The 19,424-nt window shown below is 65.8% G+C and carries 20 protein-coding genes, 1 other RNA gene and 1 pseudogene; 9 read left to right on the forward strand and 13 right to left on the reverse strand.

The features are described from left to right. Positions 1–364, reverse strand: a pseudogene (locus ACLHHB_RS12070) (ABC transporter substrate-binding protein); the annotation flags it as partial. A gap of 150 nt (positions 365–514) precedes the next feature. After that, positions 515–1,054 carry a c-type cytochrome gene (locus tag ACLHHB_RS12075; RefSeq protein WP_410218529.1) on the reverse strand — a complete coding sequence of 180 codons (540 nt, stop codon included), beginning with the start codon at positions 1,052–1,054 and terminating at the stop codon, positions 515–517. A 122-nt stretch (positions 1,055–1,176) separates the two neighbouring features. Here ACLHHB_RS12075 and ACLHHB_RS12080 point away from each other — a divergent pair, with 122 nt between their 5' ends. Continuing rightward, on the forward strand, positions 1,177–2,037 hold the full coding sequence (locus ACLHHB_RS12080) for a prephenate dehydratase (RefSeq protein WP_410218530.1): 861 nt from the start codon (positions 1,177–1,179) through the stop codon (positions 2,035–2,037). Between the two features lie 15 nt (positions 2,038–2,052). Here the strand turns inward: ACLHHB_RS12080 and ACLHHB_RS12085 are convergent, their stop codons facing one another. Next, on the reverse strand, positions 2,053–2,607 hold the full coding sequence (locus tag ACLHHB_RS12085) for a hypothetical protein (protein ID WP_410218531.1): 555 nt from the start codon (positions 2,605–2,607) through the stop codon (positions 2,053–2,055). A 202-nt stretch (positions 2,608–2,809) separates the two neighbouring features. Between ACLHHB_RS12085 and ACLHHB_RS12090 the strand changes: the two genes are divergently transcribed. From ACLHHB_RS12090 to recR, 6 genes are all read left to right on the forward strand, one after another. Then, the gene (locus tag ACLHHB_RS12090; RefSeq protein WP_410218532.1) at positions 2,810–4,711 is read left to right on the forward strand and encodes a bifunctional 2',3'-cyclic-nucleotide 2'-phosphodiesterase/3'-nucleotidase; all 1,902 of its coding nucleotides are present in this window, start codon (positions 2,810–2,812) and stop codon (positions 4,709–4,711) included. 55 nt (positions 4,712–4,766) lie between these two features. Beyond that, positions 4,767–4,865, forward strand: an RNA gene (ffs, locus tag ACLHHB_RS12095) — signal recognition particle sRNA small type. A 104-nt stretch (positions 4,866–4,969) separates the two neighbouring features. After that, a complete protein-coding gene (locus tag ACLHHB_RS12100) occupies positions 4,970–5,629 on the forward strand; it encodes an HAD family hydrolase (RefSeq protein WP_410218533.1) in 660 nt (219 codons plus the stop codon). A 68-nt stretch (positions 5,630–5,697) separates the two neighbouring features. After that, the gene (locus ACLHHB_RS12105) at positions 5,698–7,494 is read left to right on the forward strand and encodes a DNA polymerase III subunit gamma/tau (RefSeq protein WP_410218534.1); all 1,797 of its coding nucleotides are present in this window, start codon (positions 5,698–5,700) and stop codon (positions 7,492–7,494) included. Positions 7,495–7,497: 3 nt separating this feature from the next. After that, a complete protein-coding gene (locus tag ACLHHB_RS12110) occupies positions 7,498–7,842 on the forward strand; it encodes a YbaB/EbfC family nucleoid-associated protein (protein ID WP_410218535.1) in 345 nt (114 codons plus the stop codon). A 3-nt stretch (positions 7,843–7,845) separates the two neighbouring features. After that, complete coding sequence (gene recR, locus ACLHHB_RS12115; RefSeq protein ID WP_410218536.1) at positions 7,846–8,445, forward strand: recombination mediator RecR; 600 nt, start codon at positions 7,846–7,848, stop codon at positions 8,443–8,445. 88 nt (positions 8,446–8,533) lie between these two features. Here recR and ACLHHB_RS12120 read toward each other — a convergent pair whose 3' ends face one another. The 4 genes from ACLHHB_RS12120 to ACLHHB_RS12135 all read right to left on the reverse strand — a co-directional run bounded on the left by ACLHHB_RS12120 (position 8,534) and on the right by ACLHHB_RS12135 (position 12,898). Then, complete coding sequence (locus ACLHHB_RS12120) at positions 8,534–8,986, reverse strand: Hsp20 family protein (protein ID WP_410218537.1); 453 nt, start codon at positions 8,984–8,986, stop codon at positions 8,534–8,536. A gap of 126 nt (positions 8,987–9,112) precedes the next feature. Then, the gene (gene glcF / locus ACLHHB_RS12125; protein ID WP_410218538.1) at positions 9,113–10,411 is read right to left on the reverse strand and encodes a glycolate oxidase subunit GlcF; all 1,299 of its coding nucleotides are present in this window, start codon (positions 10,409–10,411) and stop codon (positions 9,113–9,115) included. After that, positions 10,411–11,451: an FAD-binding protein gene (locus ACLHHB_RS12130; RefSeq protein ID WP_410218539.1), complete on the reverse strand. Its 1,041-nt coding sequence runs from the start codon at positions 11,449–11,451 to the stop codon at positions 10,411–10,413. The genes glcF and ACLHHB_RS12130 overlap by 1 nt, the downstream gene beginning before the upstream one ends. Next, positions 11,441–12,898, reverse strand: coding sequence for an FAD-linked oxidase C-terminal domain-containing protein (locus ACLHHB_RS12135; RefSeq protein ID WP_410218559.1), 1,458 nt, complete (start codon positions 12,896–12,898; stop codon positions 11,441–11,443). The genes ACLHHB_RS12130 and ACLHHB_RS12135 overlap by 11 nt, the downstream gene beginning before the upstream one ends. A gap of 90 nt (positions 12,899–12,988) precedes the next feature. Between ACLHHB_RS12135 and ACLHHB_RS12140 the strand changes: the two genes are divergently transcribed. Then, positions 12,989–13,753 carry a DUF599 domain-containing protein gene (locus ACLHHB_RS12140; RefSeq protein WP_410218540.1) on the forward strand — a complete coding sequence of 255 codons (765 nt, stop codon included), beginning with the start codon at positions 12,989–12,991 and terminating at the stop codon, positions 13,751–13,753. Here ACLHHB_RS12140 and ACLHHB_RS12145 read toward each other — a convergent pair. Together ACLHHB_RS12145 and ACLHHB_RS12150 are read right to left on the reverse strand one after the other, a co-directional pair. Further along, on the reverse strand, positions 13,674–14,858 hold the full coding sequence (locus ACLHHB_RS12145) for an MFS transporter (RefSeq protein WP_410218541.1): 1,185 nt from the start codon (positions 14,856–14,858) through the stop codon (positions 13,674–13,676). The two genes, ACLHHB_RS12140 and ACLHHB_RS12145, sit on opposite strands and share 80 nt — an antisense overlap. 104 nt (positions 14,859–14,962) lie before the next feature. Then, complete coding sequence (locus ACLHHB_RS12150) at positions 14,963–15,361, reverse strand: hypothetical protein (protein ID WP_410218542.1); 399 nt, start codon at positions 15,359–15,361, stop codon at positions 14,963–14,965. A gap of 54 nt (positions 15,362–15,415) precedes the next feature. On the opposite strand from ACLHHB_RS12150, the gene ACLHHB_RS12155 reads away from it, so the two are divergent. Then, positions 15,416–16,198 carry an alpha/beta fold hydrolase gene (locus ACLHHB_RS12155; protein WP_410218543.1) on the forward strand — a complete coding sequence of 261 codons (783 nt, stop codon included), beginning with the start codon at positions 15,416–15,418 and terminating at the stop codon, positions 16,196–16,198. Here the strand turns inward: ACLHHB_RS12155 and ACLHHB_RS12160 are convergent. From ACLHHB_RS12160 to ACLHHB_RS12175, 4 genes are all read right to left on the reverse strand, one after another. Further along, positions 16,195–16,497 carry a hypothetical protein gene (locus ACLHHB_RS12160; RefSeq protein WP_410218544.1) on the reverse strand — a complete coding sequence of 101 codons (303 nt, stop codon included), beginning with the start codon at positions 16,495–16,497 and terminating at the stop codon, positions 16,195–16,197. The two genes, ACLHHB_RS12155 and ACLHHB_RS12160, sit on opposite strands and share 4 nt — an antisense overlap. A gap of 34 nt (positions 16,498–16,531) precedes the next feature. Next, positions 16,532–16,894 (reverse strand): cell division protein ZapA, encoded by a 363-nt coding sequence (locus ACLHHB_RS12165; RefSeq protein WP_410218545.1) that lies wholly within the window; start codon positions 16,892–16,894, stop codon positions 16,532–16,534. Position 16,895: 1 nt separating this feature from the next. Beyond that, a complete protein-coding gene (locus ACLHHB_RS12170; protein WP_410218546.1) occupies positions 16,896–17,477 on the reverse strand; it encodes a hypothetical protein in 582 nt (193 codons plus the stop codon). 108 nt (positions 17,478–17,585) lie between these two features. Continuing rightward, positions 17,586–19,376 carry a BCCT family transporter gene (locus tag ACLHHB_RS12175; protein WP_410218547.1) on the reverse strand — a complete coding sequence of 597 codons (1,791 nt, stop codon included), beginning with the start codon at positions 19,374–19,376 and terminating at the stop codon, positions 17,586–17,588. Positions 19,377–19,424 lie beyond the last annotated feature (48 nt).

Raw genomic sequence — 19,424 nt, forward strand, 5'->3', positions numbered from 1 at the left:
CGCTTTCGCACAACAGGCAATAAGCGGCCCCGATCTCGTCCGCGGTGGTGACCAGGATCGATTCCAGCATGATCGTGGACAGAGCGGCCGCCCTGCCCCGGAACGTATAAGGGTTGTAGTTGTCGAACCCCATCGAGTTCGGGATCGACTGAGACATTTCTCCGCCCTTGGGCGCATCGGGATTCACGTAAGGCAGATGCGTGTAGTCGGCCGGCAGCTTCAGTTCATCGAAGATCGCGACACCGTGGGAGCGGATCACCCCCTCATCCCCATTGGCTGCCGGTTGCGGATCGTCCTGCGCCAATCCACCCGTTGCGAAGGTCAGACCGGCAAAAAGAGTGGCATACAGGGCGGTACGGCGCATGGGGCAGGCTCCTTCGGCGTGTCGGGCAACGCTAGGCCAGCCGGGGCGGCCGCATCAAGCCGCGATTTCGTGAGCAGCGGCCAGAGAAGGGTCCAAAGAAAAAGGCGCGACCGATGGCCGCGCCCAGCAACAGCACAGGACGACGAAGGATCAAGGATTGCCTTCGAGGAAGGCGACCAGGTTTGCCCGTGCCTGGGGATCGCGGATGCCGGCAAAGCTCATGGCGGTGCCCGGAACGACGCCGCGCGGGTTTTCGAGGAATTCGATCAGCGCGGCCGGGTCCCAGACGGGGTCATCGTTGCGATGATCGACCATGGCACCGGAATAGCTGAAGCCAGCGGCCGAGGCGACCTCGCGGCCCACGACGCCGTTCAGGTGCGGGCCCACGCCGTCGCTGCCGTCCAGATGGTGGCAGGACCGGCACTTGGCCCATTCCCGCTCGCCCGCGGCGGCATCGGCCGACGCCATCAGCGCCTCGATGTCGATGACGACCTCTTCCGCCTCTTCGCCGCCGGCGGCCTCGGGCACGGGGATGGAATAGGCTTGTGTGATTTCTTCTTCACCATGGCCGCCATGTCCGGAAGGACCGACATGGAACAGCGCGCTGGCGGCCCAGTTGGCCAGCATCAGGAACAGCAGCGCGCCGATAAAGGCTCCGGCTGCCTTGGTCAGGGTCATGGTGTTGAACATCGCGTGCGGTCCCCGCCTTGGTAAGCTCGTCAAGTCGAGCGGTATGTATCCGCTTTCGCTTTGCAGGTTCAAGGTATAGTTACCCCCGCACGCTCAAATTTCCAGACAATCGGAGCCGTGCCATGACCACCAATCGCATCGCCTTCCAAGGAGAGCCCGGCGCCTACAGCCACGAGGCCTGCCGCACGGCCCGCCCCGACATGGAGGCCCTGCCCTGCCGGACCTTCGAGGACGTGATCGAGGCCGTGCGCAGCCTTGATGCCGATCTGGCGATGCTGCCGGTCGAGAATTCGACCTATGGGCGGGTGGCGGACATCCATCATTTGCTGCCCGAATCCGGCCTCCACATCATCGACGAGGCTTTCGTGCGGGTCCATATCAGCCTGCTGGCCGTTCCCGGCACCACGCTGGATCAGGTGCGCGATGCCATGAGCCACACGGTTCTTCTGGGCCAGTGCCGCGGCTTCCTGCGCCAGCATCAGATCCGCGCGTTGACGGGGGCGGACACCGCCGGCTCGGCAAAGGAGGTCGCCGCGCGCGGCAATCCGTCGCTGGCTGCCCTGGCTGCGCCCCTTGCCGGCGAGATCTATGGCCTCGACCGTCTGGCCGATCAGATCGAGGACCGCCAGAACAACACGACCCGCTTCCTGATCATGTCGCGACAGCCCGACCACAGCCGGCGGTCCGACCGGATGCTGACCAGCTTCGTCTTTCGCGTCCGCAACATTCCGGCGGCCCTCTACAAGGCGATGGGGGGTTTTGCGACGAACGGGGTGAACATGACCAAGCTGGAAAGCTACATGGTCGACGGGGTGTTCACGGCGACGCAGTTCTACGCGGATATCGAGGGTCATCCCGAGGATGCGCATGTCTGCCGCGCGCTGGATGAGCTGGGCTATTTCACGTCAAGCCTGGATATCCTAGGTGTTTATCCCGCCGACCCGCTGCGCCAGGCGCAGGCCAGCCTGTCCGAAAGCGACTGAAAAGGCTGCGCCTGCTCAGTGCGGGTCCAGCTGGGCCACGAATTCCTCGATCCGCTGCTGATAACGGCGGTCCAGCTGCGACTTGCCCAGCTTGGCCGTTTGCAGCATCAGGCGTGCCTTCATGTTGCGCGGCTTGATCTCGGTTTCGAAGATCAGGCGCGACCGTGTCCGGCTGAGGGCGATGACCGTCGCGTTCATCGTCAGGTCCAGGGCGTCCGAGCGGCCGCTCAGCCTGACCTGTTCAGGCCGGTCAAAGCGCGTCACCGTCAGGCGCAGCTGGCGCGGCTTGCCGCGCCAGTCAAAGCCGATGTTCCAGCCCAGTCCCGTGCCCGGCTCGACCGCCGGATCGATGCGGGTGACGCTGGCACCGCGACCAATCAGCATCCGCTCCAGCGCGTCGAAGTTTCCGACGGCATCGAACAGCTGATCGGCCGGAAGATCGGTGTCGATGCGGGTCGAGAACTTCATGCGTGACAATCCACTGGCCAATCCGGGCCCCACCGCACGGCCGGACCTGTCCTTTGGCTGATAATCCAGTTCGGGATGAGTGTTCAACCAAGTCGTCAACATAGCAGGGCATACCTTCTAACGTGTCTGCACGTCTTAACCGTTCGTAAGGGTTGTATCATGGGATACGGGGACATTCGCACGGTAGTTGTGCGAAATCCACAATAATGCGCAAAATTGCAATCACTGGTTGTTCGGGTGCCCAAGTTTGCTTTAGCCATCCCCGAGAAGACGCCGCATTATTCGGGCCAAGAGTGGACACAGCGTGCTGAGAGTGAATCCCGAAAGCATGCCGCCTGCGCACGGTACGGCACCTGTGCTGCCAGATGGCGAAACGGTGCCGCCGGACCAGGGGATGCGCCTGCGCATCCTTGCCACGTCCGATCTTCACATGCACCTTCTTCCCTATGACTATCTTGCCAATCGCCCCTGCGACCGCGTCGGGCTGGCACGCACTGCCGCGTTGATCGAAACGCGGCGGGCCGAGGTGGCGGCCTGCCTGCTCCTGGATAATGGCGACTTCCTGCAGGGCGCGCCCATGGGCGAGATGGTCGCCCGTGATCGGCAGGGGCCGGATACGCATCCCGCGATCGCCGCGATGAATGCCCTTGGCTACGATGCCGTTGCACTGGGCAATCATGACTTCAACTTTGGCCTGCCCTTTCTGCGCCGCAGCCTGTCGGGGGCACAGTTTCCTGCCCTGGCTGCCAACCTGTCCATGCGGCGCGGCCCTGACTTTCCGCGTTTTGCCCTTCTTGAACGGCAGCTGACCGACACGACGGGGCGCAGCCACACGCTTCGCATCGGCATCGTGGGATTCCTGCCTCCTCAGACAGAAGAATGGGATCACGATCTGCGCCCTTTCATGCAGACCCGCGATATTGTGGAAACGGCGCGCGAACTCGTTCCCCGTCTTCGCGAACGCGGGGCGGATCTGATCGTCGCGCTGGCCCACAGCGGCATCGGACCACCCGATCCCCGTCCCCGAATGGAACATGCGGCCTTGGCCCTGGCAGGCCTGCCCGGCATCGACGTGGTCATCGCGGGACACACGCATGAAGTCTTTCCCGCGCCCCAGTGGCAGGGGCGCCCCGGCATCGACGTGCAGCAAGGAACGCTGGCGGGCAAGCCCGCAGTCATGCCGGGGTTCGGAGGCTCTCACCTGGGCGTCATCGACCTTGATTTTCGGCTGGGGCCGAAGGAGGCGCTGCAACTGGCAGGGTTTCGGGTTGCCTGCCAGCCGGTTGCCGCCAACACGACCGCCGCTCCCGCGCTGGTCCGGTCCCTGAACGCGACGCATCAGTTAACCCTGCGGCAGTTGGGACGCCGGATCGGGCGGTCGCTGGCACCCTTGTGCAGCCATTTCTCCGTGATCGGTTACGACAGCGGCCTACAACTGGTCAACCAGGCGCAACGCTGGCATGTGCGTCAACGGCTGGCGGGGACCCGCCTTGCCGGCTTGCCCGTGCTGTCGGCGTCGGCGCCCTATCGCGCGGGCGGCCGCGGCGGGCCGCATCATTACACCGACATTGCCGCCGGCCGGCTGACGCTGCGCCACCTGTCCTCCCTTTACGCCTTTCCAAACCGACTCAGCGCGATCTGCATCACCGGGGAACAGCTGCGCGACTGGCTCGAACGGTCAGCCAGTCTTTTCAACCGCATCAGCCCCGGCAGCTGCGACGCACCCCTGCTGAATCCAAACTTTCCGGCCTATAACTTCGATGTCGTCGACGGGGTCAGCTGGCAGATCGACCTTTCAAGGCCGCCGCGGTTTCATCCCGACGGTCGCATTGCCCATCCCGGGTCCTGGCGCATCCTGAAGCTTTGCCGTCATTCGGAGCCGGTCAAGGATGACGACCGCTTCGTGCTGGCAACCAATTCCTATCGCCTGGCCAGTTGCGGCCTGTTCGGGTCGATGATCTCACCCGATCAGATCGTGCTGGAACGGGACGATCTTTCCCTCGACATCCTGCGCCGTTATGTGCGCAGGCGCCGCTCCATTCCCCTGCCGACACCGCCCGCCTGGCGCTTTCATCCGCTTCCGGGCACCACGGCCCTGTTCGAGACCGCCCCTGCCGCCTTGGATCGCCCCCTGCCCGAGGCCTTGTCGCTTCAGCCGGCCGGCCTGACGCTTGACGGGTTTGCCCGCATGCGCCTCTTTCTTTGAGCCGAAGGTGCCGGGCGGGCTTGCATCCTCCGCCTGCCCGCTTTATCTGACGACGCGAGAGGTTGGCGCGGGCAGGCGCCTCGCCAAATCGGTCAGGTCCGGAAGGAAGCAGCCGTAACGAGATCCGTTTGGGTCGTTGTCCAGCCTCTCACCCTCCCCCTTCCCGTCGATGCAACCCCGTCATGCAGGATGCGGCCTTGTTCGTCTGCCCCCTGCAGACCATCTTCAGGGTTGAACCCATCGACAAGGACACTCCTCATGCCGCAATCCCGCTTCGACGCCGTGATCTTTGATCTGGACGGTACCCTTCTGGCGACCGAGCAGATGGCGATCGAAACGGGCGAAGCCGCGCTGCACCGGATGGGCCGCCGCCCTCCCGAAGGGCTGCTGGAATCGCTTGTCGGCCTGGACGAGCCGACCTCGCATGGCATCCTGCGCGGCGTTTTGGGCGACGACTTCGATTTTCCGCATTTGGAGCGGCTGTGGGCCGAGGCGTTGATCGAACGGCGCGAGCGTGACGGTATTCCGCTGCGCCCCCATGTCCACGACATGCTGGACAAGCTGCAAAGCGCCGGACTGCCCTTTGCCATCGCGACGTCCAGCACCGCCGATCAGGCGCGGGAGAAATTGCGCGCGGCAGGGCTGACCGACAGCTTCGATATCGTCGTGACGCGAAGCGACGTGCCCAGCCCCAAGCCCGCGCCCGATGTTTATCTGCTGGCCGCGCAGCGGCTGGGGGTCGATCCGTCGCGCTGCCTTGCCTTCGAGGACAGCGATGTCGGTGCCCATGCGGCCCGCGCGGCAGGCATGACCGTGGTGCAGGTTCCCGACATGGTGCCGTTGTCGGGCGATCATGCCGATCTGCTGGCGCCCGACCTGATCGCCGGCGCGCGCAGCATCGGCCTGCTGGCCGCCTGATCTGGCCACCTGATCCGGTTGTGGCGCCGCATCTCTGCCGTTAAGGTGACGCGATGCCCGAGGAACCGATGAACGACACCCCGACTTCGCCTCCGCCCGCTTATCAGGTTCTGGCCCGGAAATACCGGCCCGAGACCTTTGCCGACCTGGTGGGCCAGGACGCCATGGTTCGGACGCTGAAGAACGCCTTTGCCGCCGATCGCATCGCGCAGGCCTTTATCATGACCGGCATCCGCGGCACCGGGAAGACCACCACCGCGCGCATCATCGCCAAGGGGATGAACTGCATCGGTCCCGACGGCACGGGCGGACCCACGACCGAACCCTGCGGCGTTTGCGAGCATTGCGTCGCCATCAGCGAAGGCCGCCATGTCGACGTGATGGAAATGGATGCCGCGTCCCGCACCGGCGTGGGCGACATCCGAGAAATCATCGAGTCGGTGCATTACCGGGCCGCCAGCGCGCGCTACAAGATCTACATCATCGACGAGGTTCACATGCTGTCCACCAGCGCGTTCAACGCGCTGCTGAAGACGCTGGAAGAACCGCCGCCGCATGTGAAGTTCATCTTTGCCACGACCGAGATCCGCAAGGTTCCCGTCACGGTCCTGTCGCGCTGCCAGCGCTTTGACCTGCGCCGGATCGAGCCTGAGGTGATGATCGCCCTGCTGAAGCGCATTGCCGGGGCCGAGGGCGCGCAGATCACCGAGGATGCGCTGGCGCTGATTACGCGCGCGGCCGAAGGGTCGGCCCGCGACGCCACCAGCCTGCTGGACCAGGCGATCAGCCATGGCGCGGGGGAAACCACGGCCGATCAGGTTCGCGCGATGCTGGGCCTGGCGGACCGCGGCCGCGTGCTGGACCTGTTCGAGATGATCCTGCGCGGCGATGCCGCCGCCGCCCTGACCGAACTGCAGTCCCAATACGCCGATGGCGCCGATCCCGTGGCGGTCCTGCGCGATCTGGCCGAGGTCACCCACTGGATCTCGGTCGTGAAGATCACGCCCGATGCGCTGGAGGACCCTACGCTGTCGCCCGACGAACGGATGCGCGGCAAGGATCTGGCCGATCGACTGCCGATGCGCGTCATGTCGCGCATGTGGCAACTGCTGCTGAAGGCGCTGGAGGAGGTTTCGGCCGCACCGAATGCCATGATGGCCGCCGAGATGGCGATCATCCGTCTGACACATGTGGCCGACCTGCCCGACCCTGAGGCGCTGATCCGTCGCGTCCAGCAGGCGCAGACGGCGGGCGAATTCACCCGCGGACCTGCAATCGATGGGGCCGCGCCGGCCCATGCGCCCCAGGCCATGCGCCGTACGCGCCCTGCCCCACAGGTGCAGCCTTCGGGCGCCGCGACGGCGCTGGCGATCTCGCCCGACGTGCTGGCAAGCTATCCGGATTTCCCGTCGGTGGTCGAGCTGATCCGGCGGATGCGGGACATGACGCTGCTGGTCATGGTCGAGCGGCATGTGGCGCTGGTCCGCTACAGCCCGGGCCGGATCGAGTTCGAGCCGCGGAACAACCCGCCCGTCGATCTGGCGCAGCGCCTGGCCGAACGGCTGCGCGGCTGGACCGGTGGCCAGCGCTGGGCCGTCACCGTCACCAATACCGGCGGGGCACCCACCATTGCGGAAACCCGCGAAGCCGAGGCAAAGGCCGCCCGTGAACGCGCATTGTCACTGCCCATCGTGCAGCAGGTGATGGCGACCTTTCCGGGCGCCACGCTGACCAATATCACCCGTGCGCCAGCCCCGCCTGCCGAGGCGGAGGATCTGGCCGAGGGCGCAGCCAACCCCCATGACGGAACCGAAGGCCCGGTGGCCGAGGTTGAGGAGTGGGACCCGTTCGAAGATGAGGATTAAGCGATGATCAAGGGATTGGGCGGCTTTGGCGACATGGCCAAGATGATGAAGGCCGCCAAGGACATGCAGGACAAGATGGGCCAGGTCCAGGAAGACCTGGCCCGCATCACCGTGACCGGCGAATCCGGGGCAGGTCTGGTCAAGGCCACCTGCACCGCCAAGGGCGAGCTGACGGCACTGGACATCGATCCGTCGATCTTCGTGCCTTCGGAAAAAGAGGTGGTGGAGGACCTGATCCTGGCCGCCATCAAGGACGCGCAGCGCACTGCCGAGGAACGGATGCAGTCCGAGATGGCGAAGATGACCGAAGGCCTGGGCCTGCCTGCCGGCATGAAGCTGCCCTTCTGATCCATGGCCGAGGGCAGTGACGACATTCAGGCCCTGATTGCGCTGATGGCGCGGCTGCCCGGCCTGGGCCCTCGTTCAGCCCGGCGGATCGTGCTGCAGCTGGTGCGCAAGCGCAGCCAGCAGATGGTCCAGCTGTCACAGCTGCTGGACCGGGTCGCTCTGAACTCGCGCGAATGCGTGGTCTGCGGCAACATCACCGACCGTGACGAATGCGCGATCTGCACCGATCCCGCCCGTGCCACGGGCGAGATCTGCGTCGTTCAGGACGTGGCCGATCTGTGGGCGCTGGAGCGGGGGCGTGTCTTCCGCGGTCGTTATCACGTTCTGGGCGGCACGTTGTCGGCACTGGACGAGGTGGGGCCCGACGATCTGCGCATTCCGGGCCTGCTGGCGCGCATCGAGGACGAACGGATTTCCGAGGTGATCCTGGCGCTGAACGCCACCGTGGACGGGCAGACTACCGCCCATTACATTGCCGACGCGCTTGAGGGCTCGGGCGTGACCGTGACAGGACTTGCCCAAGGCGTTCCGATCGGCGGAGAGCTTGATTACCTCGATGACGGGACCATCAGCGCGGCATTGCGCGCGCGTCGCAGGCTGTAACAACAGAAAAGGGTGGCCATGGGACCACCCTTTCGCATTCGGTGCATTGATGGGCCAGAGTGACCTCTGGCCCTTGGATCCATGCGGATCAGGCGTCCAGCTTTTCCACCTTGGGAGCAGACTTGGCGATCTCGATCCGGCGGGGCTTCAGCGCTTCCGGGATTTCGCGCACCAAGTCGATGTGCAGCATGCCGTCAACATGGCTGGCGCCATTGACACGGACATGGTCGGCCAAGGTGAACTTGCGCTCAAAGGCACGGGTCGCGATGCCGCGGTGCAGATAGGTACGGCCATCATCCTCGTCCGCCTTGCGGGCCGAGACGATCACGGCGCCGTCACGAACCTCGACGTTCAGGTCGTCGGGTGAAAACCCGGCCACGGCGATCGAGATTCGATAAGCGTCGTCGCCCGTCTTCTCGATGTTGTAAGGGGGATAGGTGGGGGTCGCGACATCGGCGGACAGCGCGCGATCCATCACATCGGCCAAACGGTCAAAACCGACGGAAGCGCGATAAAGCGGGGTCAGGTCAAAGTTACGCATAGGTTACATCCTCTCTCAAGCGATGCGAATGATGCCCCCCGATTGCCGGGCGGGCGGTCGACCGACGCCGTTTTCGGCCGCCGGTGACACAGATTTAGGCGCAGGAAAAGACCGTTCAAGACCCTTTCATGCAGATTTCAGCGCCTCGGGTTCCGGCCCGCCCGTGGCCCAGTCCAGCAGTTCGACCGTATGAACCACGGGAACCTTGGTGCCGCCACCGATCTGCATCATGCAGCCGATATTGCCTGCGGCGATGACCTGGGGGGTCACGGCTTCCAAGCTGGCGACCTTGCGGGTTTTCAGTTCGGAGGACAGTTCCGGCTGCAGCAGGTTATAGGTTCCAGCCGAACCGCAGCAAAGATGCGGGTTGGCGGGTTCAACCACCTGGAACCCCATCCGCGCCAAGAGGTCCTTGGGCGTTGAACGGATCTGCTGCCCGTGCTGCAGCGAACAGGCCGAGTGATAGGCCACGCGCATGCCCTGCCCCTGATTCCCTGTCCGGTCCGGCAGGCCCTTCTCCGCAAGATACTCGGTCACGTCCCGCGCCAGACCCGCCACGCGTTTGGCGTCGGCCTCCAGCGGATCGCCCGCGAAGAGATGCCCGTAATCCTTGATCGTCGTTCCGCATCCCGAGGTGTTGATGATCACCGCGTCCAGCGCGCCCCCTTGCTCGGCCGCCAGAAGGCGGTTGATGCTGTCGCGGGCGCGGGCCTTGCCATCGGCTTCTTGCCCCATGTGCAGGGTCAGCGCGCCGCAGCAGCCAAATTTGTCGGGAATCACCACCTCGCATCCGGCGCGTCGCAGCAGGCGGATGGTGGCGTCGTTGATGTCGGTGTTCAGCGCCCGTTGCGCGCAGCCGATCATCAGGGCCACGCGTGCCCGCCGCTGACCGATGGGGGCAAAGACTTGGCCGTCGTCGTTGCGGCTGACTGCCGGGACATGTCGCGGCGCCATGCCCACCATCGCGCGCAGCCGCCGGTCGGGCAGCAGCCCGGCAAAGGGCCGCGCGACCTTGGCCCCCAGCAGTGCCAGCCGGAAACGCCCCGGATGCGGCAGGACCGTCTTGAGCACCCAGCGCAGCGCGCGGTCGCTCCAGGGGCGGCGATAGGTGGCCTCGATATGCTCGCGCGCATGTTCCAGCAGATGCGCGTAATGCACGCCCGACGGGCAGGTCGTCATGCAGGACAGGCAGCCCAGGCAGCGGTCGATGTGCTTGACGGTCTTGGCATCGGCGGGCCGCCCGGCCTCCAGCATGTCCTTGATCAGGTAGATGCGGCCGCGAGGGCTATCCAGTTCGTCCCCCAGCACCTGATAGGTTGGGCAGGTCGCCGTGCAAAAGCCGCAATGCACGCAGGTCCGCAGGATCTTGTTCGATCGTGCGGTCAGCGGATCGGCCAGCTGCTCGGGCAGGAAATGGGTCTGCATCAGTCGGTTCCCCCAAAGATGCCGCGCGGGTCAAAGCGGGCACGCAGGTCACGCTCCAGCCGCGCAGTCAGCGGATCGGGCGCTGGAAGCAGGCCGGGCACCCCGCCGGTGATCCGGCGGGCATGGCCCGAAAATGGCGGCAGGTTCGGCACCTGGCCGGCGGGCATTTGCCCCACGATCAGGGCGCCGCCCCAGTCCAGAAACAGCGGCCGAGGCAGCCGCGCCAGCAGCACGGGCGTCTCGCTTGGGCGGCAGGTGATGCGCCAGGTGTCAAAGGCCGGATCAGGCGCATCAGGGCAAAGCCGCTGCCACGCCTCGTTGTCGCCTTGGCGCACGGTGCCGAACGGGGCAAGGCGCGCGGACAAGTCGGCGGCGCGCGAAGCCACGGATGCGGCCAGTCCTTCCACCCGGATCATTGCACCGTGGTCGGGCAACCAAGCGGCACCCGACACATCGAATGGCCCGCCAAGGGCGCTGGACAGGGCCGGGATGGCAGCAGCGGCGTCAAGATCCGGCAGGGCCAGCGTCGCAGTGACCGGCGGCAGCGGCGTCGTGCGAAAGCTGAGCTCCGTCAGCGCGCCCAACCGGCCCCGGCTGCCGGCCATCAGCTTGACCAGATCATAGCCGGTGACGTTTTTCATCACGCGGCCGCCATTCCGCACGATGTTTCCCTCGCCATCGACAAAGCGGACGCCGATCAGGGCATCGCGCGCCGCTCCGGCCTGTACCCGGCGCGGGCCGGCCGCATTGGTGGCGGCGACGCCTCCGATGGTAGAGCTCCCGTCGCCCCAAGGCTCGAAACCCAGCATCTGCCCTTCCGCGGCCAGAGTGTTGCGGACGGTTTCCAGTGACGTTCCGGCGCGCACCACCAAGGTCAACGCCTCGGGTTCATAAAGCGTGACGCCGGTCAGCGCGGTCATGTCGATACGGTCGCCCTGCCCTTCGCCCGGCCAGCGACGCGTTCCGCCGCCCGTCACCGACAGGGGGCTGCGGGCATCGCGGATCAGTTCGGCCAGTTCAGCCTCGGATTCAGGCCGCATCGGCTGTCCTGTTCAGGCGGCGTTCGCGGCGCGGGGCCGAAACGTCCAGGGGAAAGACCTTGGCAGCGTTCAGCAGCCAATGGGGATCAAAGGCATCCTTGACCCGCATCTGCGCCTCCAGGTCGGCAGGATCGAACTGGACGCTCATCAGGTCGCGCTTTTCGATGCCGACGCCATGTTCGCCGGTCAGGCAGCCGCCGACTTCAACACACAGGCGCAGGATGTCGGCACCCAAGGCCTCGGCCTGGTCCAGATCCCCCGGCTTGTTGGCGTCATAGATGATCAACGGGTGCATGTTGCCGTCGCCCGCATGGAACACGTTGGCGACCGCCAGCCCGTATTGCCGCGACAGATCGCCGATGCCCGCAAGGACCGAGGGCAGCGCCGTCACCGGGATGGTGCCGTCCAGGCAGATGTAGTCGCCCATCTGTCCCATTGCCCCGAAGGCCGACTTGCGGCCCAGCCAGATGCGGCGTGATTCATCCTCAGACCGGCTTTCGCGGAATTCCACGGGCTCAAAACGCATGGCGATGTCGCGGATCAGGGCCAACTGCTCGTCGATCTCGGGGGGCGTGCCCTCGACCTCGACGATCAGCAGGGCCTCGCAGTCCGGATAGCCGGCGCCGGCATGGGCCTCGGTCGCGCGGATGCAGGGGCTGTCCATGAACTCGATCGCCACCGGGATGATCCCCGCACGGATGATCGCCGCCACGCAGGCCCCGGCCGTTTCGCTGCTGTCGAAACCGATCAGGGCAGGCCGCGCGCCCGCCGGACGCGGCAGGATACGGAGTGTCGCCTCGGTCACAATGCCCAGTTGGCCCTCGGACCCGCAGACGACGCCCAGCAGGTCCAACCCCGACCCTTCGCCCATCGGGCCGCCCAGTTCCACCACGCTGCCGTCCATCAGCACCATGGTGACGCCCAGCAGGTTGTTCGTCGTCACCCCGTATTTCAGGCAATGGGCCCCGCCCGAGTTCATGGCAATGTTGCCGCCGATGGCACAGGCCAGCTGGCTGGAGGGATCGGGCGCATAAAAGAAGCCCAGGCTTTCCACCGCACCCGAGACCGACAGGTTGGTGCGTCCCGTCTGCACGCGGATCAGGCGGTCGGCGGGGCTGATCTCGAGCACCTCGGTCATGCGGGACAGGCCGATCACGACCGCGTCCGCCGTGGGCATCGATCCGCCGGCCAGGCTGGTTCCCGCACCCCGCGGCACCACCGGCACACGCAGGTCGTGGCACAACCGCAGCAGGCGCGAGACCTCCTCCGTCGTGCGCGGCAACACGACCGCCAGCGGTGCGCAGCGATAGGCCGACAAGGCGTCGCATTCATAGGCGCGCGTTTCTGCCGGATCGTCAATCACGACACCCGGCAGTTCGGCGCGCAAGGCGGCCAAGATGGCCTGACTGCGCACCAGAACGGACGCGTCGGGTTGTGGCATCTGCATCATGGCCGGTTCTCCTCCCTGCCTTTGCACAAACGATAGGGCTGCACAGGAGGGCTTTCAAGCCGCGGCATCCGGTCCTAGTGTCGCGGCATGAACCTGCTGGACCAATTCGCCTCGCATCCGCTGGCGCTGCGCGATGCCATCGCGCTGGCGCTTCTGTTCACGGCCTGGCTGGGCATCGGCTGGTTCACGGAACGTCCGCCTGCGGGGCGGCCCTCGGTGTCGGTGCTGATGAAACGTTACCGCCGCGAATGGTTGCGCCATTTCGTCACCCGCGAGCCGCGCATCTTTGACGGCAATATCCTGGCCAGCCTGCGCGAAGGGACGGCCTTTTTTGCCTCGGCCTGCATGATCGCGACGGGGGGCCTGTTGGCACTGATCGGCAATGCGGAGCGGCTGCAGGGAATTGCGGCGGGGCTGGAGCTGGACCCCGCTGCCAATGCCGGATGGGAACTGCGGCTGCTGGTGCCGATGTTCTTTGTCGTGAACGCCTTCCTGAAGTTCGTCTGGGCGCACCGCCTGTTCGGCTATTGCGCCGTGATGATGGCGGCTGTTCCGAACAAGGCCGACCACCCCGACGCCATGGATCGCGCGATGCAGGCCGCCGACCTGAACATCACTGCCGCCCGCAGCTTCAACGCGGGGCTCCGCAGCGTTTACTTCGCGCTCGGCTCGCTGGGCTGGCTGACAGGCCCATGGACGCTGATGGTGGGAACGGGGATCGTGCTGTGGGTGACATGGCGGCGTGAATTCGCATCGACATCGCGCCAGGTCATCATGCGCTCGCTGCCGCCACCGATCCTTTCCGATCACTGCGGATTGCAAGCGTCAGCGCAACAGCCCCCGCGACCGTAAGCCCGACACCGACCAGACCGGGCGCGCGCCAGCCCCATCCGGCCGCCAGGGCCATCCCCGCCAGAAAGGGACCAAGGGCGTTGGCGGCATTGAAGGCCGCATGGTTCATCGCTGCCGCCATGCTTTGCGCGGCGCCTGCCACGTCCATCAGCCGCGTTTGCAGCGGAATGACCAACCCTGAGCCCGCGGCGATCAGGAACGACGACAGGACCATCAGCGGCCAGTGCCCCACCACCAGCGCGGCAAAGCCCTGCGTCGCGCCCATGGCAAACAGCGACAGATAGGCCGCCCGGTTGATGCCCACCTTCTCGGTGATGCGACCGGCGCCCCAGGTGCCCAGGGTGGCACCCACGCCGAACATGGCCAGCGTCAGCGGCACGACAAAGGGGGGCGCATCGGTCGTGGCCAGAATCGCGGCGGTCAGAAAGGCATAAACGGCAAACAACCCGCCGAATCCGATGGCGCCGACCGCCAGCACCCACAGCACGCGCGGATTGCGCAGCGCCTGCAGTTCATCCCAGGGGCGGGCATGGGGGTTGCCGCCCACACGCGGCGCAACCCTCAGGATCGCCCAGGCCGAGGCCAGTGCCAGCACGCCCGGCAGCGCAAAGCCCCACCGCCAGCCAATGCTCTGCCCCATCCATCCCGCCAATGGTACGCCGATAATATTGGCCACCGTCAGCCCTAGCAGCACGCGGGCCGCTCCACGGGCGCGCTGACCTGCAGGCAGGGCATCCGCCGCATAAAGCATCGCGACGCCCAGGAACCCGCCATGCGGCAGGCCCGCCAGGAAACGCATGCCCGTCAGCAGGGCCAGCCCCGGCATGACTGCCGCAAGCAAGTTCATCACGCCGTAGAACCCCATCAGCGCGGCAAGATAACGCCGTCTCGGCAGCCGCGCCCCTGCGATCGATGTCACGGGCGCCCCCACGACCACGCCCAGCGCATAAGCGCTGATCACATGGCCGGCCTGCGGCTCGGTCAGGCCCAGATCGCCGGCAAAAAAGGGCAGCAGCCCCATGGCCGCGAACTCGGACGTGCCGATGGCGAAGGCGCCCAAGGCCAGTGCCAGGATCGCAGCCTGAAAGTTCTGCTTTTCCGTCATGACAATCCTGCAGCAAGAAGGGGGATGTTAGCCCTCACACCAGCTTCGCCGGGCTTTGGCAAGGCCTTGCTGGGGATGGCAGCCTTGCATCCCGTGCAAGCCGGTTACAACAGGTCGCGCTTGACCATGATCCAGAGCGCGGCAGCAGCCAGAACGACCAATCCCAGCATGATCGATGCCGCGATGCCCGTCAGGCGCCCTTGCCAGCGAGAGATCTCTCCCAAAGGGCGCAGATGCGCGACCAGCGCGGCATGGTCGCGCGCCAGTGGCCTCAGGGGCAGCTGGCGCGCGACGCGGGGCTGGGCCGCCAGCTGATCTGCCTCGGCCAGCCGCAGGGCGCGGCGCCGAAGCCGCGGGGGCAATGCCGCCCCACGGCGGCGAATCATCGTCTGCAGGCGCGGATGTTCGCCCCGGCGCACGCCGCCCAGGCGCGAGGCCATCAGCTGCGCCACCTCATCCGCCATGCGGCTGATGTCCTCGAAACTCTGTGCCTTGCGCGTCATGGGGGCAGGATAGTCGGGATGGCGCAGCCGCGCCAGAGACCGTAAGCTGTCCCCATGATGCTGAACCGACAGAACTTCGGCCCCGAAGCGGGCTTCCCCATCCTCCTGGTCCACGGACTGTTCGGCCAAGGGCGCAATCTGGGCGCCCAGGCACGACGCCTTGCCCGTGATCGTCCGGTTGTCACGGTCGATCTGCGCAACCACGGCGACAGCCCGCATGACGCTGACGCCAGCTATCCGGCACTGGCGGCTGATCTGGCAGGACTGATCGAGCAGATGGGCGGACGGGTCGATCTGGTGGGTCATTCGATGGGGGGCAAGGCTGCCATGCTGCTGGCCCTGACCCGGCCTGCGCTGGTCCGGCGGCTGGCCATCATGGATATCGCCCCCCTCGCCTATTCCCACGATCAGACCGGATACATCGAGGCGATGGAATCGCTGGACCTGCCTGCCGTCAGCCGGCGCAGCCAAGCCGATGCGCAACTGTCCAAGGCCATCCCCGACCCGGGCGTCCGGGCATTCCTCTTGCAGAACCTGGACCTCAAGACCGAGCCGCCCCGATGGAAGCTGAACCTGACGGCGTTGCGCGACGACATGCCCGCGATCGTCGGCTGGCCTGCGGATGTGCCTGCTGGCGTTTTTCCGGGGAAGGTCATGGCCCTTCGTGGCGGGACGTCCGATTACGTGACCACGGCTGGGGAAGAGGCCATGCGCCATCACTTTCCGCAGGTGCGCATCGTCACGTTGAAGGGCACGGGCCATTGGCTTCATGCCGACGCGCCCGAGGCCGTTGCGGAAACCCTGGCAGCCTTTCTGGGGGACGGGACAGGCGACTAGCAGCGCAGATCGACCCGTGCCACGGCCGATCCCGGACCGCCTTGATGGTTCAGGCTGAAGGGAATGACCTGACAGCCGCTTGTTGTTTCGGCCGCAAGAACCATGCGTCTGGCAATGACTTCTGGCCTTATGCCCCAAGCCACGTCCCGGCGAATGACCTGAGCCTCGAGATCCTGCCGATGAACGGCAAAGCGCATCCCCTCGACCTCGATGTCCTGACGAACAGCGCCCAGCATGTCAGGCGAAGGCGATGCACAACCCGCAACAAGCGTCGCAACAAGCAGGACCAGATGTTTCATCGTCCCAATCTGCACCGGAACGATAAAGAACGGATTAACCGCGCTGCTGCTCTTCCAAGCGGTCGGCCAGCGATTCGGCGCGGGCGGCCATTTCGGCCATCGCTTCGCGCAGATCCGCGGGAATGACCGGCACTTCGACCCGCGGCGGGTTCTGTTGCAACCGCGTCACGTGACGCTCCGCCTTTTCGGCACGCTCTTCCAGCGAGGCAAAGCGGTCGGCCAGCATCAGCCCCGCCAGCAGCAGCAGCCGCGGTTCCGGAACACGTCCCGCCTGTTCCAGGATCTGGCGCGCCTCGTTGTCCAGGATCTGGGCCGCGCGCTGCAACAAGCGCTCTTCGCCATCCTGCGCACCGACGCGGTATTCCTTGTGTCCGATCGTGAATTCGACTTCGGCCATCTCAGATCCCCTCGTTCCTGCCTGCGGTCGCTGTCTCCGGCTCGGGCATGTCTTCAGCAGCCTCGGCCTCCGGCAGTCCTGCCGCATCGCCTCTCAGTTCGGCCGGCGTTCCGGCATCCGGATCGGGAGAGGGTTCATCCTCGGCCAGAAGCCGTTCCAGTTCGCTCATGATCTCGCTCATCTGGGCCATTTCGGCGGCACGGGCGGCGCGCAGGGCCTGGATCTCGGCCTCCAGCGCCCCGCGCACCTCGTCCTCGCTCAGGCCTCCGGTGGCATGGGCCTCCAGCAGGTTGCGGTTGGCCGTCGTCAGTTCCTCGTTGGCGGTGGCCAGACGTGCGGATTGCTCGGTCGCGGCCTCCAGACGGGACTGCAGCTCGTCCGGGCTGCCTGCGTCTCCGGACTGGGCCTGCGCCAGGACCTGCTCAAGCCGCGCATTCTCCGACTGCAGTTCGGTCAGCTGGCGCGTCAGTTCGGCAACCTGCCCCCCATCCTCGGCAGGCGGGCGGACTGCAGCCTCCATCAGCAGATCCAGACGGTCCAGTGCGGCGCTAAGCCGGCGTTCGCTGGCGGTAATGTCGCTCATAGGCGTCGGTCCTTTGGTGGCGTCTGGCGTGTTTTTGGCATTGTGGCCTGAATAAGACAAGGACGGGCGCAGATTTCCGCGCCCGTCCCACTTGTCTATGCACATCGGTCAGGCAAGTTCCCGCCGTTCCGCGATGAGCCCTTTGACAAGGGCGTAACAGGCACCCAGGAGCACGATCGTGAACGGGAACCCGGTCGAGACCGCCATCGCCTGAAGCGCGGCCAGACCGCCGCCCAGCAGCAGCGCGATGGCCACCAGTCCTTCCAGGCTGACCCAGAAAATACGCTGCGGCACGGGGGCGTTGACCTTGCCTCCCGCCGCGATCGTATCGATCACCAGTGAACCGGAATCCGACGAGGTGATGAAGAACACGATCACCAGAACGATGCCGACAAAGCTGGTAATAGCGCTCAGCGGCAGCTGGTTCAGCATCTCGAACAGCTCCAGTTCCAGCGGGGCCTCGAGGATGCCGGCAAAGCCGCCGACGGTCAGGTCGATGGCCGTGCCGCCCAGCGCCGTCATCCACAGGACCGAGATCAGCGAAGGCACGATCAGGACCGCGACCAGGAACTGGCGCACGGTCCGCCCGCGCGAGACGCGGGCGATGAACATGCCCACAAAGGGTGACCAGCTGATCCACCATGCCCAGTAGAAGGCTGTCCACCCTTGGCGGAAATTGTCGTCTTCGCGCCCGAAGGGGTTGGACAGGGGCACCAGATCGACGGCATAGGCGCCAAGATTGGTGAAGAACCCGCTCAGGATCGTCAGGGTCGGCCCCACGGCGATCACGAAGACCAGCAACAGGATGGCCAGCCCCATATTCAGTTCGGACAAGCGCTTGACGCCCTTTTCGACGCCCAGCACCACCGACGTGCCTGCGGCCATGGTGATCAGGACGATCAGTACGACCTTTGCCATGCCGGTGTTCTGAAAGCCGAACAGATAGGCCAGTCCCGCCATCGCCTGTTCGGCGCCCAGGCCCAGCGAGGTCGCCAGGCCAAAGATCGTGGCCAGCACCGCGAGGATGTCGATCACATGGCCCGGCCAGCCCCAGATCCGCTCTCCGAAGATCGGGTAAAAGACCGAGCGCAGCGTCAGCGGCAGACCCTTGTTATAGGCGAAAAGCCCCAAGGCCAGCGCAACGACCGCATAGATCGCCCATGGGTGAAGTCCCCAATGGAAGATGGTCGCCGCCATACCGAGCTGGCGCGCGGCCTCGACATCGCCTGTTGCGCCACCCAAGGGGGCCCAGTCGGTGCGGACCCCGTTCTCGACAACCGGGCCGCCCATGGCCGCCTGAAAGTGCCCCAAAGGTTCGCTGACGCCATAAAACATCAGGCCGATGCCCATGCCCGCCGCAAACAGCATCGCAAACCAGCCCAGCAGGCCGAAATCAGGCGTGGCCTCGGGACCGCCGAGACGGACCGATCCAAGCGGCGACACGATCAGCGCCAGGCACAGCAGGACAAAGACGTTGCCTGCCAGGATGAAGAACCAGTCCAGATTGGCCGTCAGCCCGTCACGCATCCCGCCAAAGATCGGCTCCAGCTGCGCCGGAAAGATCAGCGTGATCACGGTGAACAACACAACCGCCGCCGCCGAGATGCCGAAGACGGGATTGTGGACGTCGAAGGCCAGCTTGCCGGTGCCCTCGATGTTGTCCTGACCGATCGTATAGTCGGTTTCGATGATTTCGGTCGGACCCTCGGGTTCGGGCAACGGGACGACACTGGTGTCCTCTTCGGGCGCGGGTGCCGAAGGAGGAGGCGGCGGCGGTGGCGGTGGCACGGGCGGCTTGGCCTTGGGGGGGATGCGGCCGCTCAACGCGTCGCGTTCGCGCCCGCCCGGGCGGGGTGCCAGTGGGTCCGGTTGACCGGGTTTCTTGGGTGGCTGTGACATCTGTCCCTTTCAGATTTGGTGTCGATCGGGTCGCAGGTCCGTGGACCA

The organism is Paracoccus sp. (in: a-proteobacteria) (genome assembly GCF_046462195.1).
Lineage (GTDB): Bacteria > Pseudomonadota > Alphaproteobacteria > Rhodobacterales > Rhodobacteraceae > Paracoccus.

Coding starts and splice junctions, on each gene's coding strand:
- ACLHHB_RS12075 (WP_410218529.1), bottom strand. CDS start 1,054: ATGTTCAACACCATGACCCTGACCAAGGCAGCCGGAGCCTTTATCGGC.
- ACLHHB_RS12080 (WP_410218530.1), top strand. CDS start 1,177: ATGACCACCAATCGCATCGCCTTCCAAGGAGAGCCCGGCGCCTACAGC.
- ACLHHB_RS12085 (WP_410218531.1), bottom strand. CDS start 2,607: ATGTTGACGACTTGGTTGAACACTCATCCCGAACTGGATTATCAGCCA.
- ACLHHB_RS12100 (WP_410218533.1), top strand. CDS start 4,970: ATGCCGCAATCCCGCTTCGACGCCGTGATCTTTGATCTGGACGGTACC.
- ACLHHB_RS12105 (WP_410218534.1), top strand. CDS start 5,698: ATGAACGACACCCCGACTTCGCCTCCGCCCGCTTATCAGGTTCTGGCC.
- ACLHHB_RS12110 (WP_410218535.1), top strand. CDS start 7,498: ATGATCAAGGGATTGGGCGGCTTTGGCGACATGGCCAAGATGATGAAG.
- recR (WP_410218536.1), top strand. CDS start 7,846: ATGGCCGAGGGCAGTGACGACATTCAGGCCCTGATTGCGCTGATGGCG.
- ACLHHB_RS12120 (WP_410218537.1), bottom strand. CDS start 8,986: ATGCGTAACTTTGACCTGACCCCGCTTTATCGCGCTTCCGTCGGTTTT.
- glcF (WP_410218538.1), bottom strand. CDS start 10,411: ATGCAGACCCATTTCCTGCCCGAGCAGCTGGCCGATCCGCTGACCGCA.
- ACLHHB_RS12130 (WP_410218539.1), bottom strand. CDS start 11,451: ATGCGGCCTGAATCCGAGGCTGAACTGGCCGAACTGATCCGCGATGCC.
- ACLHHB_RS12135 (WP_410218559.1), bottom strand. CDS start 12,898: ATGCAGATGCCACAACCCGACGCGTCCGTTCTGGTGCGCAGTCAGGCC.
- ACLHHB_RS12140 (WP_410218540.1), top strand. CDS start 12,989: ATGAACCTGCTGGACCAATTCGCCTCGCATCCGCTGGCGCTGCGCGAT.
- ACLHHB_RS12145 (WP_410218541.1), bottom strand. CDS start 14,858: ATGACGGAAAAGCAGAACTTTCAGGCTGCGATCCTGGCACTGGCCTTG.
- ACLHHB_RS12150 (WP_410218542.1), bottom strand. CDS start 15,361: ATGACGCGCAAGGCACAGAGTTTCGAGGACATCAGCCGCATGGCGGAT.
- ACLHHB_RS12155 (WP_410218543.1), top strand. CDS start 15,416: ATGATGCTGAACCGACAGAACTTCGGCCCCGAAGCGGGCTTCCCCATC.
- ACLHHB_RS12160 (WP_410218544.1), bottom strand. CDS start 16,497: ATGAAACATCTGGTCCTGCTTGTTGCGACGCTTGTTGCGGGTTGTGCA.
- ACLHHB_RS12165 (WP_410218545.1), bottom strand. CDS start 16,894: ATGGCCGAAGTCGAATTCACGATCGGACACAAGGAATACCGCGTCGGT.
- ACLHHB_RS12170 (WP_410218546.1), bottom strand. CDS start 17,477: ATGAGCGACATTACCGCCAGCGAACGCCGGCTTAGCGCCGCACTGGAC.
- ACLHHB_RS12175 (WP_410218547.1), bottom strand. CDS start 19,376: ATGTCACAGCCACCCAAGAAACCCGGTCAACCGGACCCACTGGCACCC.